The organism is Halomonas sp. (assembly GCF_034520545.1).
Lineage (GTDB): Bacteria > Pseudomonadota > Gammaproteobacteria > Pseudomonadales > Halomonadaceae > Halomonas.
The window spans coordinates 25,037-39,402 of the sequence record NZ_JAXHNN010000009.1; the positions used below are offsets into that span (position 1 = coordinate 25,037).

14 protein-coding genes are annotated in these 14,366 nt (G+C 64.5%); 7 read left to right on the forward strand and 7 right to left on the reverse strand.

All coding sequences use genetic code 11. The features are described from left to right. Nucleotides 1–77: 77 nt before the first annotated feature. From U5L98_RS05115 to U5L98_RS05125, 3 genes are all read right to left on the reverse strand, one after another. Nucleotides 78–1,514 carry a c-type cytochrome gene (locus U5L98_RS05115; protein WP_322557270.1) on the reverse strand — a complete coding sequence of 479 codons (1,437 nt, stop codon included), beginning with the start codon at nucleotides 1,512–1,514 and terminating at the stop codon, nucleotides 78–80. Between the two features lie 16 nt (nucleotides 1,515–1,530). Further along, nucleotides 1,531–2,670, reverse strand: coding sequence for a lipocalin-like domain-containing protein (locus U5L98_RS05120; protein WP_322557271.1), 1,140 nt, complete (start codon nucleotides 2,668–2,670; stop codon nucleotides 1,531–1,533). A gap of 181 nt (nucleotides 2,671–2,851) precedes the next feature. Then, entirely contained in the window at nucleotides 2,852–3,541 is a 690-nt protein-coding gene (locus tag U5L98_RS05125; protein ID WP_322557272.1) for a pirin family protein, read from the reverse strand. A gap of 336 nt (nucleotides 3,542–3,877) precedes the next feature. Between U5L98_RS05125 and U5L98_RS05130 the strand changes: the two genes are divergently transcribed. From U5L98_RS05130 to U5L98_RS05155, 6 genes are all read left to right on the forward strand, one after another. Beyond that, nucleotides 3,878–4,336 (forward strand): SRPBCC family protein, encoded by a 459-nt coding sequence (locus tag U5L98_RS05130; RefSeq protein WP_322557273.1) that lies wholly within the window; start codon nucleotides 3,878–3,880, stop codon nucleotides 4,334–4,336. A 33-nt stretch (nucleotides 4,337–4,369) separates the two neighbouring features. Further along, nucleotides 4,370–4,825 carry a PAS domain-containing protein gene (locus U5L98_RS05135; protein ID WP_322557274.1) on the forward strand — a complete coding sequence of 152 codons (456 nt, stop codon included), beginning with the start codon at nucleotides 4,370–4,372 and terminating at the stop codon, nucleotides 4,823–4,825. Between the two features lie 241 nt (nucleotides 4,826–5,066). Continuing rightward, nucleotides 5,067–6,236 carry an alpha-hydroxy acid oxidase gene (locus U5L98_RS05140; protein ID WP_322557275.1) on the forward strand — a complete coding sequence of 390 codons (1,170 nt, stop codon included), beginning with the start codon at nucleotides 5,067–5,069 and terminating at the stop codon, nucleotides 6,234–6,236. Nucleotides 6,237–6,301: 65 nt separating this feature from the next. After that, nucleotides 6,302–6,793 carry a molybdopterin-dependent oxidoreductase gene (locus U5L98_RS05145; RefSeq protein ID WP_322557276.1) on the forward strand — a complete coding sequence of 164 codons (492 nt, stop codon included), beginning with the start codon at nucleotides 6,302–6,304 and terminating at the stop codon, nucleotides 6,791–6,793. Then, the gene (locus tag U5L98_RS05150) at nucleotides 6,790–7,830 is read left to right on the forward strand and encodes a GGDEF domain-containing protein (protein ID WP_322557277.1); all 1,041 of its coding nucleotides are present in this window, start codon (nucleotides 6,790–6,792) and stop codon (nucleotides 7,828–7,830) included. Before U5L98_RS05145 ends, U5L98_RS05150 begins: the two co-directional genes overlap by 4 nt. Beyond that, nucleotides 7,811–8,005 (forward strand): hypothetical protein, encoded by a 195-nt coding sequence (locus U5L98_RS05155; protein WP_322557278.1) that lies wholly within the window; start codon nucleotides 7,811–7,813, stop codon nucleotides 8,003–8,005. The genes U5L98_RS05150 and U5L98_RS05155 overlap by 20 nt, the downstream gene beginning before the upstream one ends. Before the next feature lie 101 nt (nucleotides 8,006–8,106). On the opposite strand, the gene U5L98_RS05160 is transcribed toward U5L98_RS05155, so the two are convergent. The 3 genes from U5L98_RS05160 to U5L98_RS05170 all read right to left on the reverse strand — a co-directional run bounded on the left by U5L98_RS05160 (nucleotide 8,107) and on the right by U5L98_RS05170 (nucleotide 11,813). Continuing rightward, nucleotides 8,107–9,846, reverse strand: coding sequence for an isocitrate/isopropylmalate family dehydrogenase (locus U5L98_RS05160; protein ID WP_322557279.1), 1,740 nt, complete (start codon nucleotides 9,844–9,846; stop codon nucleotides 8,107–8,109). Between the two features lie 97 nt (nucleotides 9,847–9,943). Beyond that, on the reverse strand, nucleotides 9,944–11,197 hold the full coding sequence (locus U5L98_RS05165; RefSeq protein WP_322557280.1) for a threonine ammonia-lyase: 1,254 nt from the start codon (nucleotides 11,195–11,197) through the stop codon (nucleotides 9,944–9,946). A 37-nt stretch (nucleotides 11,198–11,234) separates the two neighbouring features. Continuing rightward, nucleotides 11,235–11,813 carry a gamma-glutamylcyclotransferase gene (locus U5L98_RS05170; RefSeq protein ID WP_322557281.1) on the reverse strand — a complete coding sequence of 193 codons (579 nt, stop codon included), beginning with the start codon at nucleotides 11,811–11,813 and terminating at the stop codon, nucleotides 11,235–11,237. A 6-nt stretch (nucleotides 11,814–11,819) separates the two neighbouring features. On the opposite strand from U5L98_RS05170, the gene U5L98_RS05175 reads away from it, so the two are divergent. Next, nucleotides 11,820–12,413: a phosphatidylglycerophosphatase A gene (locus U5L98_RS05175; RefSeq protein ID WP_322557282.1), complete on the forward strand. Its 594-nt coding sequence runs from the start codon at nucleotides 11,820–11,822 to the stop codon at nucleotides 12,411–12,413. Here the strand turns inward: U5L98_RS05175 and U5L98_RS05180 are convergent. Then, entirely contained in the window at nucleotides 12,401–14,347 is a 1,947-nt protein-coding gene (locus U5L98_RS05180; RefSeq protein ID WP_322557283.1) for an alkaline phosphatase D family protein, read from the reverse strand. The two genes, U5L98_RS05175 and U5L98_RS05180, sit on opposite strands and share 13 nt — an antisense overlap. Nucleotides 14,348–14,366 lie beyond the last annotated feature (19 nt).

The window sequence follows — 14,366 nt, forward strand, 5'->3', positions numbered from 1 at the left end:
GTTGTGGCGGTGAATGATTCCGTCCAATTGCTGGCTATTGCAGCGTCCAATTGTGGGTTACTTCGAATTATCACCCGTTACAGCGATTTGAGATATTCCAGCACCGCGCGACGCTCCTGTTCGCTCAGGTCGTCGCCGAAGTCATGGCCGCCGTTGTCGTAGCCAGGTAGCGTGGTGTCGTAGATATTGACTCGCTCGGCCGAGTCGGCGGCGGCATCCTTGCCGGACTCCAGCACCTCGTGTCGCCAGCCCATCGCCTCCGCGTCATGCTCGCGCGTCTCGGCATGGCGCCAGTAGCGGGGGCGCAGCCGGCTGTCGAGCAGTGCTGCGAGGCTCGGCACCGAGCCGTTGTGCAGATAGGGCGCCACCGCCCAGATCCCGTCCAGGGGAGGGGCAATATATCCTTCCGCCGGCGCGGCCCGCACGGTGCCGCCATGTGGCGAGCGGTCTACCCATTTGTAGAAGCGGTCGAGGCTGCCATCGGTCATGGTCGCGGCATAGAGCGGATCGGTCCCGATTTTGTCGAGTGGGATGACGCGATTGGGATAGCTGGGGGCTTCGCCATAGGTGCCATGGCAGCTAGCGCAATTCGCCTCGAATACAGGCCGCCCCTCGGCAGCGAGCGCCTCGTCGATTTCCCCCGGAAAGGCGGGAGGCGAGAGGCTTTCGAGATAGGCGCGTATGTCCGGGGCGTAGGCATCGATCTCGTCCAGTTCCTCGACTGTATCGGCGCACAGGAGTGAGGCGAACAGCATGTAGCGCGAATGATCGCCACGGCCGATGGTGGTGTAGAACATGGCGTTCTTCTTGCTCATCCACCACCAGGGCGGGGTGCGAAGCGGCACCGGCGTCTCGGGCGGCGGTTCCAGCAGCGGGGTGTCAGACCAGGCCATGGTGTCGGGGTCGCGATGCGCCATCAGCGCCCAACTGAGGTTGGTGGCCGGATTCATGCCGATGGTGTCGGTCTGTATATAGGGTGCGATGCCCTCGATCCGGTCGGCCCAGTGCTGCCAGGCGGCGGTCTGTGCCGGGCCGCGCACATAGCGGCCCACCTGGTTGACCAGGCTGCGCGCATCGACTGTGAAATCGGCGAATGGATTGCCCAGCCCGACCACTACCTCGTCGCCGATGGGTGCCGCATGGCAGACCAGGCAGTTATTGGAAATGATCTCGATGCCGTCGGCATTGACATGGGCGGTGAGGGAATAGGGCAGCTCGGCATTACGGCCTTCACGACCGGGCAGCAGGTCGGATGAATCGGTTTCGGGCGCCAGACGACTCCAGGCCTCTTGAGGCATGCCGCAGCTGACATAGGGTTCATTGACCAGTGCATGGTAACCCGCTTCAGGATCGCCCGGACGCTGCTCGGTCGCCGGAACCTCCCCGGTGGGCGAGCGATGTCGCTGCGGATCGGCGCCGAATTGGGAAGGCAGAAATCCGCCCAGCCAGGCAACCGCCAACCCCACGACAGCCAGGGTGACGACGGTGCCGCCGATCACGATCCGCTTTTTCATGGCGCTCTTCCCATCATCAGTTTCCGTATCCCGTCAGCTGCAAGGTCCCCAGCCCGGAGACCGGCCGGTCGCCACGTTCTCCTTGCGCTCGTACCAGCCCCGACCAGACACTCACCATGAAGTCATGCTCCTGCGCATCCATGACCGGCGTTATGGTGAGTTGCAGATCTCCAAGCCGCAGTTGCCAGTCCACGGGCCAGGTGGCCTGTGCTCCTTGCCAGCGGCGCGACAGTTCCAGTTGTGCTGTGTCGTCGTCGTAGGCGACGGCGGTGCCTTCCGCATCGATCAGGAGCGCCTCTACCGTCGGCGTGCCCGTCCCGTCGAGGCGGCGCGAGCGGAAGACCGAAAGCTCAGATCCGTCATCGAGCTGCACTTGCAGCCGGTCCGATGCCACGGGCGTGCCGCCGGGGATCGGCAGCTCGCCCCACAGATGCTCGAACCATACGGTACCGGAAACCGACCGCCGGTACTCCTTCTTCTCGACGCTGCCCTCGGCGCGCAGCCGGCTGAACGCATAGCCGCGAAAGGGTAGGGCGTCACCGTCGACCCGAAGGGGCTCCTTTTCGGGTGTCAGGTTCAGTTCGACCCGGATATCACCAATGTCTGTGTTCAGGGTCCACTGATCGGCATCCGCCCGGTCCGGAAAGTCGAGCGACCAGTTCTCAATGCGAAGCTCTCCGAGGTTTTCCTCAAACCCGGCAAGACCCGCCATGCCGCGAGCGAACCTCTCCTCGGCGACGATGGTTTCGTCAGCTGCCTCGACCAGCACGACGTGGCCACGGTAGAGTTCGCGCGCCTCCCAGGGCGAAGTTGGCGGCGGGGCATCGGGTCCGGCGAGACCGATGCGAAAAAGCAGGAACTGGACGCCGACGGGTTGGCCATCTTCATCTGCCAGGTGCGCCGACACTTGCCATAGCTCCGTGCTGGCTTCGGCGTGTACGCCATGATCCGCCGGAAGCGTGAGTTCCCACGGACCCGCCAGACGGTCGAATTCTTCTACCGCAATGTCCGCAGCAGCCGAGACCCAGTCGGATTCCTGCAATGGCGCAGATGGGGTCGGCTCGGTACTCTGCGGTGCAGCCAGAAAGTACGATATGGCAATGGCGGCGATCGCTGTCACCACCGCGACCACGCTCCAGCTGCGCCGTGTCATCATCTTCGTTCTCTCTTTGTTCTTCCGATTTCCTCGTGATTCCCCCTAAAGGGAAAGCTGGTGGCGGAAGGAGGCACTGAGGTCGTTCCATCCCCATCCGATGGTCTGCCCCCTGTTCACTGACGAAGTTGCCATCTTTGCAACGTTCCTTGCGCGATCCAGGATCGCGGGGGTATTAGTCCGTTCAGGCCAGGTCGAAGAGCAGGATCTCCGAGGCCTTCACACCGACCGCCTCGATGGTCTCCCCCGGCTGGAAGGCGACGGCATCGCCGGCTGAGAGCCGCTGCCCGTTGATCTCCGCCTCGCCACGTACCACCTGCAGCCAGGCGTGGCGCACCGCAGGCGTAGGCGCTCGCTCGCCGGCATCGAACAGGCCGGCGTAGAGGTTGACGTCCTGGTTCACGCTCACTGAGCCGTCGCGCCCCTCCTGGGACACCACCAGCCGCCACTGCCCCTGGCGCTGCTCGGCGGGAAAGGCTTTCTGCTCGTAGTCGGGGGCGATGCCTCGCTCTTTCGGCTCGATCCAGATCTGCAGGAAGTGCAGCTCACGGTCGGGGGCGTTGTTGAACTCGCTGTGCCGCACGCCGGTACCGGCCGACATGCGTTGCACATCGCCAGGGCGCATGACCGCGCCGTTGCCCATGCTGTCGCGGTGGGCCATCTCGCCTTCCAGCACGTAGGAGAGGATCTCCATGTCCCGGTGGGGGTGGGTGCCGAAGCCTTGGCCGCCCTGAACGCGATCCTCGTTGATCACCCGCAGCTTGCGAAAGCCCATGTGATTGGGGTCGAAGTAGTCGGCAAACGAAAAGGTATGTCGAGACTTCAGCCAGCCGTGATCGGCGTAGCCGCGCTCGTTGGCGTGACGAATGATCATCGAAGTTTCCTCCATGGGGATGCCGGCATGGGAGTGATGGCAAGGTGAGTGCGATCTCATCGCCGTTGTTGCCCATGGTCAGGCCACTGGTGAAATGCACGCTGAAGATTGCCATCAGCATGGCGGTGCTTTCAAGGTATGCCACCTTCTCGGCACCTTCTTACGGAGTGACCCGGCACTGGCGCTGGAAAATGATCCATGGAGCGCACCCCGGGAAATGCTGCTATCGTCAAGCTTGGTCGTGTTGGCAGCCAGGCTCGATGACGTTTCTCTTTACGCCTATGCCCCTAGCGTTGCGAACTCCCGTCACCCGTCTTCATGGGAATCGCTTGAACGATGGTTAAGTCACAGTCCAGTACCCTGATTCGTTGCCCGGTGCCCGATGTGTTCGGCTTCGTGGTGACCAATTTTGTCCGCAACTATCCGCGCTGGTCGCCCGAGGTCCAGAAGCTGACGCCCCTGAGCAGCGGGCCGCTTGCCGTTGGTTGGACAGCCCGGCAGGTGCGAATCGATCAAGGGCGCCGCTCCGAGGCCGATTTCAGGGTTATCGCTCTCGAGCCAGAGCGCCGCGTGTGTTTCAGGGGTATCAAGGATCCGTTCGAGATCAACTATTTCTTCGAACCGCAGCAGGGGCATACGCGGCTGACCTTCAGCTTCGAACTGGCGAAGCTGAACTTTGCCATGCGCCCGTTCGAAAAGCTCATTCGCGTGGCGGTCAAGGACGCTACGGAGCGCGTTGTGCGCGACCTGCGCGTTCTGGCCGAGCGGGAGCTCGGTCAGAAGCCGACGGACTAACTCGTTTACCCAGCGCCCTGGGTTGGAGACACCATGCTATTCATTCCCGAAAAAGATACCGGCATCATTCCGCATGTCCTGACGCAGATCCTGGATACCTGCGTGAACGGCGTGACCCTCTCCGACCCGGACCAGCCGGACTCTCCCATCGTCTACGCCAACAGCATCTTCGAGCAGCTGACGGGCTACAGCCAGGAGGAAATCCTGGGGCGCAACTGCCGCTTCCTGCAGGGCGAGGATCGCGACCAGCCGGCGCTCGATGAGATTCGCGCTGCCCTTAAGGTGCATGAGCCCGTGGAGGTGACGCTGCGCAACTACCGCAAGGACGGCACGCTTTTTCACAACCGCTTGTCGATTCAGCCGCTGCGTGATGCCTCGGGCAAACTGATTTACTATCTCGGCGTGCAGTATGACGTCAGCGAACTCGTCAACGCCCGCATCGAGATCGCGCGTCTTGAAAACATGCTGAACGCGTCGTCAGAGGAGTGACCGATCTCCGATCGAGGTGCCCCTTTCGTTCGTGATATCCGTGGGTCGAGCCAGCCTCGTCCTCAAGGGTGGCATGGAAGCGCTTTTCTTATCGTCTCCCGTTCTCTCATGCGATGAATAAATCGATACTTTCAAGGCGCTGTGTGGTGATTACCGGCGCCAGCAGCGGCATCTGTCGCTGGACGCCATCCGTATCTGCTGGCGATCATGCGCTACGCGCACCCTTCACATAGGAGGCAGCATGCCGCTCTATACCAACATCGAAGATCTGCGACGTCACTACGTGAGACGCACGCCGAAGATGTTTTACGACTACGCCGAATCCGGCAGCTGGACGGAGCAGACGTTTCGCGAAAACAGCAGTGACTTCCAGCACATCCATCTCAAGCAGCGCGTGGCGGTGGATATGGCCGGGCGCACCACGCAAAGCCGGATGATCGGGGAGGACGTGGCCATGCCGGTGGCGCTGGCACCGGTCGGGTTGACGGGGATGCAGTCTGCCGACGGTGAGATCAAGGCGGCGCGAGCGGCCGAGGCATTCGGTGTACCGTTCACGCTCTCGACCATGTCGATCTGCTCGATCGAAGACGTGGCTGCGCACACCTCCAAGCCCTTCTGGTTTCAGGTCTACACCCTCAAGGATGACGACTTCATGCGTCGTCTGTTCGAGCGTGCCAAGGCGGCCAAGTGTTCCGCGATTGTTGTCACGGTCGACCTGCAGGTGCTTGGCCAACGCCATAAAGACATCAAAAACGGGCTATCGGCCCCGCCCAAGCTGACGGCGCGCTCGATCGCCAACATGGCCACCAAGGTGCCCTGGGGTCTGGAGATGCTGGGTACCAAGCGCCGCTCCTTCGGCAATATCGTCGGCCATGCCCAAGGGGTGACCGATCCGTCGTCGCTCTCCACCTGGACGGCAGAAGCGTTCGATGTATCGCTGAATTGGGAGCGTATCGCCCAGTTCAAGAAGTGGTGGGGTGGGAAGATGATCGTGAAAGGCATCATGACGCCGGAAGATGCTCGGCGAGCCGTCGAGGTCGGCGTCGATGCGATCATCGTCTCCAATCACGGGGGACGCCAGCTGGATGGTGCCGTCAGCTCCATTCGCATGCTGCCATCCATTATCGAGGCGGTAGGGGATGAGGTGGAGGTGCACTTCGATTCGGGCATTCGCTCCGGTCAGGATGCACTGAAGGCGCTGGCGCTTGGGGCCAAGGGAACCTATATCGGCAGGGCGTTCACCTATGGTCTGGGGGCGGCGGGCGAAGCAGGTGTGACCAGGGCACTCGAGATCATCCACAAGGAGCTGGATGTCAGCATGGCGCTGTGTGGTGAGACAGACGTCAAGAACCTCGGGGAGCACAATCTCTATGTGCCCAAGGGATTCGGGGATCCGACCGTCAAGCTCTAATAGCTAGCGACAGGGCTGTACAGTCGCTGCCATTCAATACTTTTCATCCCGTTTCGGGAGTTCCCATGGATATTCCTTCATTTCCCACACGCGCCGGCTTCCTGGCCGGCTGGCTCTTACTGCTGGCTGCTGCGGGTCCCGCCATCGCCGATAGCGCTTCCCCGGTGCTGACCGTGACGGAAGGCATGGAGTCCCGCGAGCTCACCCTCGAACAGATCGAGGAACCGGGCCTTCATGAGGTAAATATGCGCCATCCAGAAGGCCCCGAGGGCACCTTCGCGGGGGTCTGGCTGGATGACTTCCTCGCCGCCCAGGGCCTCGAGGAGGCGCGGCGCGTCAGGTTCCTCGCCTTGGATGGTTACACGACCTTCCTTACACCGGCCCAGCGGCAGGAGAAGCGCTACTTGCTGGCCACGCGGCTCGATGGGGAGCCCCTCAGTGAAGATGTGCTGGGGCCCTTGATGCTGATCGTGCCCGAGGACGCCGCCGGCGCGATGGAGGGTAACGTGTCGATCACGCGCTGGATCTGGGCGATCCGGGAAATCAGCGCCCGATGAACGCTTCTAGCCGGGGCCTGGGGATGCGTCTGGTCGTGGCATTCAGCCTGATCGCTACGCTTTGTGCCCTGGCATTCGGCTACTACGTCTCCGAGGCACGTCGGCATGTGGGGGCCGACTACACGGCGCTGGTCACCGACGTGGTAAGGGCTCAGCAGGATCCCGCTGCATTACGCATGGCCCTGGAAAGCCTGATCGACCATCCGGAGCGGATGCATCTGGGACAGGTCCATGATGTCTTGTGGCGGATTCCTCGCCGTGTCGAGAGTGTCCAACGGCAGCTTCGCCGCAGCGAGATCGTGCCGGCCAGTTATAGCCAGCTGTTCGAGGAGTTGGCTTATGTGGAGTCGCGGCTGCCCGCCTTGGAGGCGGCCGTCGATCGCGCTTCCGAGGAGGGGTTCGACGAGGCGGATGGCGAGGCCATCCTGGTGCTGGGCTTGGAGATCGAGGAGGGCCTGGCCTGGGCCTACAGCGAACTGAACGAGCAGCTCCACCAGGCGTCCGCCGAACAGCGCCTGTTGATGGAGCGGCTGACCCTTGCCGTGGCGTTGCTGCTCTTGCTGCTCCTGCTGGCGGTCGGCGCGGTGATGCTGATGCTGCTTCATCTGGATCGTCAGCGGGAGACCATGCGCCTGCAGAGCCGGACCGACGAGCTGACCAGCCTCAGCAACCGCCGCTGGCTGCGGGAAATGGCTGAGCAGGCGTTCGAGTGGCGTCGACGCCACGGTACGCCCCTGAGCCTGATGCTGCTGGATCTGGATCACTTCAAGCGCATCAACGACGACTTCGGCCACCCGCTTGGCGACACGGTGCTTTTGGGCTTTTCCCGTACCCTGGAACGGCATGTGCGGCGTGTCGACACCGTAGCGCGAATGGGAGGCGAGGAATTCGCAATCCTGATGCCCGACAGCGATCTGGCGGGAGCACAGATCCTGGCAGAGCGGATCCTGCGGGCGACTCGAGCGATGCCGTTACCCGGGCCGGCGGCCGACCGCCGGCTGACGGTTGAGCATCGGAGTGGTCGAGGCAGAGGATGAGACGGGCTTCGATCGGCTCTACAGTCGTGCTGATCAACTGCTCTACTTGGCCAAGGAGAGCGGACGTGACCGGGTCGTGACCGAACGCGAGCACGCGGCGGCGGCCTCTTACGTCGGCGGTGCGGACCGCCATGATGGTATGGACATCGTCCAGGAGCCTCGGGCGGGAGATTGATGACGATGTCGCAGAACCGCGGGATGTGCTGAGTAACGTCTATCTCGTGGGAAACACCCGGCGGCCTCGGCCCGGCAAGGTACGAGGCCGCCGTCGTGGTGTCAGGCCTGCAGGCGCTGGGCCACGGCGTCGAGGAAACCTTGCATGTCGACGATGGTTTCCGCTGCGGGGTCGGTGGTCTTGCCCTTGAGATCGCCGGTGATGACGCCGTCGGCAACGGTATCGATCAGCGCGGCCTTGAGGCGTGTGGCGTAATCGATCAGGGCCGCGTTGTTCTCCCGCTCGCCGAGGGTTTCCAGGGCATTGGCCACGGCGAAGATCAGCGCCGAGGAGTTGAAATGCGCCTCCTTGCCGTCGCTCTCCAGGTACTTCAGGTAGAGGTCGTGGGCGGTGCCGTGGGGTGCCTCGAAGAGCATGGTGCCGCTCTTGCTCTCGATGATCGAGCTGGCGGTGGCCAGGCTGCCGCCGAGCGCCGCGGAGATATCCGAGAAGATGTCGCCATCGAGGTTCTGCGCCGGGTAGAGGGCGTTGCGCGGCGGATCGGTGATCATCTTGATGAGCTGGCTGGAGGGCCGCATGATCATGAACGATGGCGGCGGGGTATCGGCCTGGGCGAGCTCCTTGCGCACATCGGTGATCACGGTGCTGAACACCTCGTCGTAGTTCATGTACTCGCGCTTGAGGCCAAAGTAGACCTCCTTGTCCTTGCGCGACGCGTCACGGAACACCTGGGTGATCCAATCCTTGATGGCCTCATGATCGTTGGACATCAGCAGGATGGGGTCGCCTCGCTTGACGTGGCGCGCATGCTTCTCTTCGCCGTCGACGATCACCTTGAGGATGCCGTCCTCCATGGCGGGGGCGTTGTAGCTGCCGTACTGATCGCCGCCGCCGGCACTCATCCGCGACAGTGAGACGTGCGCCTTGCGGGTGGGGATGCCATGTTGCTTGAGCTGCTCGACCAGCTTGTAGAGCTTGCGACCGGTGGTGTTGTCGGGCACGCCCCACAGCGCCCGCTCTGGCGGATTGGCGACGATGCGTGCAGCCTGGGCGTCGATCAGCTCGTAGTGGTAGCTGAGCCCCAGCGCCTCGACCTGTGCTCGATAGTCGCTCTCGTAGATGTCCTCAATGGCGGCGCGCATCACGCCGTCGTAGCCGGCGATCACGGTGTCCTTGAGGCCCAGGTAGATGTTGCGCTTTTCGTCGATGGCGCGCTGGAAGAAGCGGTGTGCCCAGGCCTTGATCTCGTCGATTTCGTTGGTGGCGAGCAGCCAGGGGTCACCCTTCTTGACCTCGCGGCGGTGCAGCTCCACCGGGTCACCGCTGGCGCCGACGAACATCAGCTTGACGATGCCGGTAGCACGGGAGAGCTCGTTGAAGCTGTCCTTGCTGCCGCCGACCTCCATGGTGTCGACCTCGATATCGCGGCCGATCCATTCCGGCTTGATGAACTGCAGGTTGCGGAACTGGATGTCTTCGCGGGTGATGTTGCCGCCTATGCCCTTGCGGATGGCGCCGTTGGGCGACTTGGTGGCCAGCGGATGCAGGGTGGTGCCATCGAGCTCGGGATGGGCGGACAGCAGCTCACCCAACTGGGTGCGGTTGACCGTCATTCCCGCATTCTTCACACCCACGCCATAGCGCTTGAGCGCCTCGATGGCATCGATCACCGCCTGGCCGTTGGTGACCAGGCGGTTCTCCGCTGTCAGGTCGACCTCCACCAGCTTGATGTCCAGTGGAGAGATCACGAAGGTGTCGAGGATTCGCTCGAAGGCCACCTGCGCCATCTCGTCGCCGTGCAGGATGACCAGGGGGGCTGTCACGTTGATCTTGCTGCTCATCACTTTTCCCTTGTTGAGACGATGAAAACCGCTGCAATGATGAATGTGCATAGGGTACGCCTGCCGCCAACCGTTCGCCAGGCGGTCAGGGCATGGGTCAATGCCCCTCGGGGTCGGTGGCCCAGCGCTCGTCCGGGTGAACCTCGTTGGCGGGCAGTACCGGGTCGTAGCCCTCGTCGCGCAGTGCGGCGATCACCTCGCGTGTATGGTCGCTGCCCAGCGTCTCGAGAGTGGCCTCGACCTCGGTGGCGCGCAGCGAGAGGTCGGTGAAGGTGCGCTGGTGGGCGATCTGGATGACGTTGGCCCGCTGTTCGGCGAGCAGGCGGGTAAGTTCGGCCAGCGACCCCGGCACGTCGGAGATGCCGACCCGCACCCGCACGATACGCCCGGTACGTACCAGGCCGCGCTGGATCACCGAGGAGAGCGCCAGCATGTCGATGTTACCGCCGCACAGCACCAGCCCCACCTTGCGGCCGCGGTAGCGCGCCGGGTCGGTGAGCAGGGCGGCGAGGCCCGCGGCGCCGGCGCCCTCGGCAACGCTCTTCTCGATCTCCAGCAGCAGCAGGATGGCGCGTTCGATCTCGGGCTCGTCCACCAGCACGATGTCGCTGACCAGTTCACGCACGATCTCCTGGGTCAGTGCGCCGGGCTGCTTCACGGCGATGCCCTCAGCCAGGCTTGCCAGGCCGCAGTGGATCGGTTCGTTGGCCAGCGCCTGCTGCATGGCCGGGAAGCGGCAGGTCTGCACGCCGATCACCTCGATATCGGGCTTCAGCGCCTTGGCGGCCACGGCGTTGCCGCTGATCAGCCCGCCGCCGCCGATGGGGATCACCAGGCAGTCGAGGTCAGGGACATCTTCGAGCATCTCCGGGGCGATGGTGCCCTGGCCGGCGATGATCCGTTCGTCGTCGTAGGGGTGCACGAAGACCAGATGGCGCTCCTCGGCCAGGCGCCGGGCGTAGGCCCCGGCCTCGTCGACCCCGTTGCCCTCCAGGTGCACCTCGGCCCCGAAGTTGCGGGTGTTGCGGACCTTGAGGTTGGGGGTGTGGCGGGGCATGACGATAGTGGCTTGGATGCCTAGCCGGGTGGCGTGATAGGCCACCGCCTGGGCGTGGTTGCCCGCCGACATGGCGATCACTCCCCGGGCACGCTCCTCGGGGCTGAGCGAAAGCAGGTGGTTGAGGGCGCCGCGCTCCTTGAAGGAGGCGGTGAACTGGTGGTTCTCGAACTTGATGTAGACCTCGCAGCCGGTGAGCTGCGAGAGGGTGGTGGAGTGCAGGCAGGCGGTGCGCTCCACGTTCCCCTGGAGTCGCGCGGCGGCCTGTCGGACGTCGTCGAGGGTCACGCTCATGGGAGGGTCGTCTCCGTTTTCGAGATGGTGTCGGGCATCAGGTGTCTGCCGGGTGTGGCAGGCGCGCTGCCAGGGCGAACACGTGGGGATCGTCCACGCCGAGTTCGCGCAGGGCCTGGGCCAGGTTGACCAGGTAGTCGCGGTTGGGGCCGCTGGGGCCGTGGGCCACGGCGATCTGCTCGGCGATGGCGTCGAGCGGGGCGTCACCGAGGAAGGCGGCGTTGTCCTTGGTGGCGAGGTACACCAGCCCCTCGGCGCTCAAAGGCGGAGCAGCGTCGTCGAAGTGCAGCCGGGTCACCTCGCGCAGGTAGCCGTTCTTCTCGCGTACGTCGAGCGGGCCGAGCACCTCGGGGGTGATGCGATAGGCCATGCCGTGGCAGGTAGCGCCGGGCGCGCGCACCAGGGTGACCACGCGACCCGGCGCCTCGGGGGTGCCGCGGTGGTCGTGGGAGCCCTGCCAGAAGCGGCGCACCCAGCCATGGATAGACGCCGGGCGGCGCTCGAGGAAGGGAAAGTCGGCCTTCCAGATCAGTGAGCCGTAGCCGAACAGCCAGATCTCGTCGTGGCCGTCGAAGTGGGTCATCTGCCGGTTGCGGTGGGTCGTGTCGAGGGTCATCCCTGAATGATGCGTCGCTCGGCGATGAATGTCGACGCAGCCGCCATCGACGTCCGCCGGGCCGGCGGGTATCTTGGCGGCTTCTCGGCCGGTACCGGCCGCAACATGCATCGTGCAGAGGCGGGAAAGATGGATAACGTCGTGATGTGGTTGGCCACCGGCTTGGGGACGGGACTCTCGCCCTGGGCGTCGGGCACCGTGGGCTCCCTGCTGGGCCTGCCGCTGGCGTGGTGGCTGCTGGGGCGCACTCGGCGAGCGCAAGTGGCTGTGACGCTGGTGCTGCTGCTCGCCGCGGTACCGGTGTGCCATCTGGCCGAGCAGTCACTGGGCGCCAAGGATGACGGACGCATCGTGCTCGACGAGATCGTCGCCTTCCCGGTGGCGGTACTGGGCCAGACGGCGGCACGTCAGCCCTGGGTCATGGCCTCCGCCTTCGTGGTCTACCGGCTCTTCGACGCCACCAAGCCGCCGCCCATCCACCTGGCCGAGCTCGTACCCGGCGGTGCCGGTATCGTCCTGGATGATGTGCTGGCCGCACTCGTCTCCTGGCTGGTGGTGGCCGGTGGCCTCATCCTGTGGCGGCGGCGTCAGGCGTCCTGATCGCGGGGCGGGAAGGTGACGTCGTAGCCGCGGGCATCGAGCTGGCGGATGTCGCTGGGCCTTCCCTGGTCGTCGAGTTCCACCAGGCCGATGCCGCTGCCATTCCAGAGTCGTTCGCCGGCCTTGGCGCGATCCGGGTCGCGCGGGGTGATTTCCATCCGCCGGCGCTTGGTGAACCAGTTGAGCGGCGAACGCGGCGCATAGAGCCAGCGGTTGGCGCGGTCGAACCAGTCGAGCAGGGTGTCGGGGAAGGCGTTCTTGATGCCGCTGGAGGTGATCTGCCAGAGCCTGGGACCCTCGCGACGGTGACGAATGCGGATGTCGTAGGCGAAGGAGTAGTGCACGTCGCCGGAGAGGATCACGTAGTGCCCCGGGGTGCGGGAATGGCGGAAGATGTTGAGCATCACGCTGGCCGCCCCGCGATGGGCCATCCAGTTCTCGGCATCCACCATCAGCGGCTTGCCGGCCAGGGTGAAGAGCTTCTGGATGACCTCGATCAGCTTGACGCCGAACATCGGGGCCGGCGAGACGATCACCACCGAGGGAGCATCGAGAATATGTTGTTGCAGCTCCGAGAGGGCCTCCCAGTCCATCAGGCCGGAGGGGCGTTTCGGGCTGCGCTCGCTGCGCCAGCGTCGGGTGCGAGTGTCCAGTACCACCAGCTTCGGCTCGCCCTCGACCTCCACTTCCCAGCCCTGGAAGCGCAGCAGCCGTTCGATGACGGCGTCCTGCTCCTCGGCGGGCAGCCAGCCCTCTTGATTGTTGGCCAACTCCAGCAGCGTGGCGGCCTCGGCCAGGGGCTCGGCCAGGCGGTCCGGGTCGTTGCCCCAGCCCTGGCAGAGCAGATAGGCGAGCAGGGCGTTGCCGATGATCCGCTTGGAGAAGGGATGCCCGTAGGCGGTGCGCTCCCACTCGGCGGTGAGGTTCCAGTCATCGGTGATGTCGTGATCATCGAAGATCATCAGTGAAGGCAGATGGGCCAGCAGCCGGGCTCCATCGGGAAGTCCCTCGACGAAGCGCTCGATGACCGCCTGTTCGCGTTGGAAGAGCGTCGTCTTTTCTTCGTCCAATGTCGGCTGAGTGACCTCGATCAGTCGCCAGGGCACCGGCGACCAGACCAGCAGATACATGGCGATCACCTCGGCGAAGCTCATCAGGTGGTTGTGGGCATTGGCCGAGGTGAAGACCGGCTTGCGCACGCCGCCGAAGAAGCGTTCGCGTAGATCGGCACTGCTCTCGACGTCCGGCAGCAGCGCCTCGCGGCGATAGTAGGTCGCCTCGCTGCCATAGAGCCCCTGGCTATCGGCCACGGTGGCGCCTTCGAGTGACTCGTCGAACAGGCCCAGGCGCTGGATCAGCGCGTGGATGGCGACCAGCAGGGGGCCGGCGACGTCATCGGCATAGATCTGGTCGCCGGTCATTAGCAGCCAGGCGGGCCAGGCCTCGGGTGCTTCTCGGCGCTCGGCCAGCCAGGCATCGGCGCGCACCAGGCCATCGGGGCCGTCGTAATGGGGGCGGCGGCAGGAGCCGTGTAGCAAGCGCCGATGATCGGAGGCTAGGACGAAGCAGGGATGCGTTGCGCCTTCGTGCAGCAGGTGAGGCGCCCAGTCGGCGATGCTGCCGCCGCTCCCGCTGCCGCTGCCGCTCTCTTCCGGGGCGATCTTCAGGTCATAGTCGATGCGCACGCCGCGAGGCAGTGGCTTGCCGAGGGCCACGTCGATCAGGTGCAGCCAGGCATGCCGGCCCAGCGGCAGGCGCTGCAGCCGGCGCGCGTTGAGGGTCAGGCGACGCGGTGGTTGTCCGGTCGGGTGCAGCATCAGGCTGAGGTCGAGGGGTCGCGAGCCCACCAGCCAGATCACCAGGCGCTCTGCGCTCAGGCGCCGCAGGATGGGACCGGCGAGGACCTCGGGCAGGGGAGCGGTATCTCGGGACATGGCAATCCTTTGCGTCGTT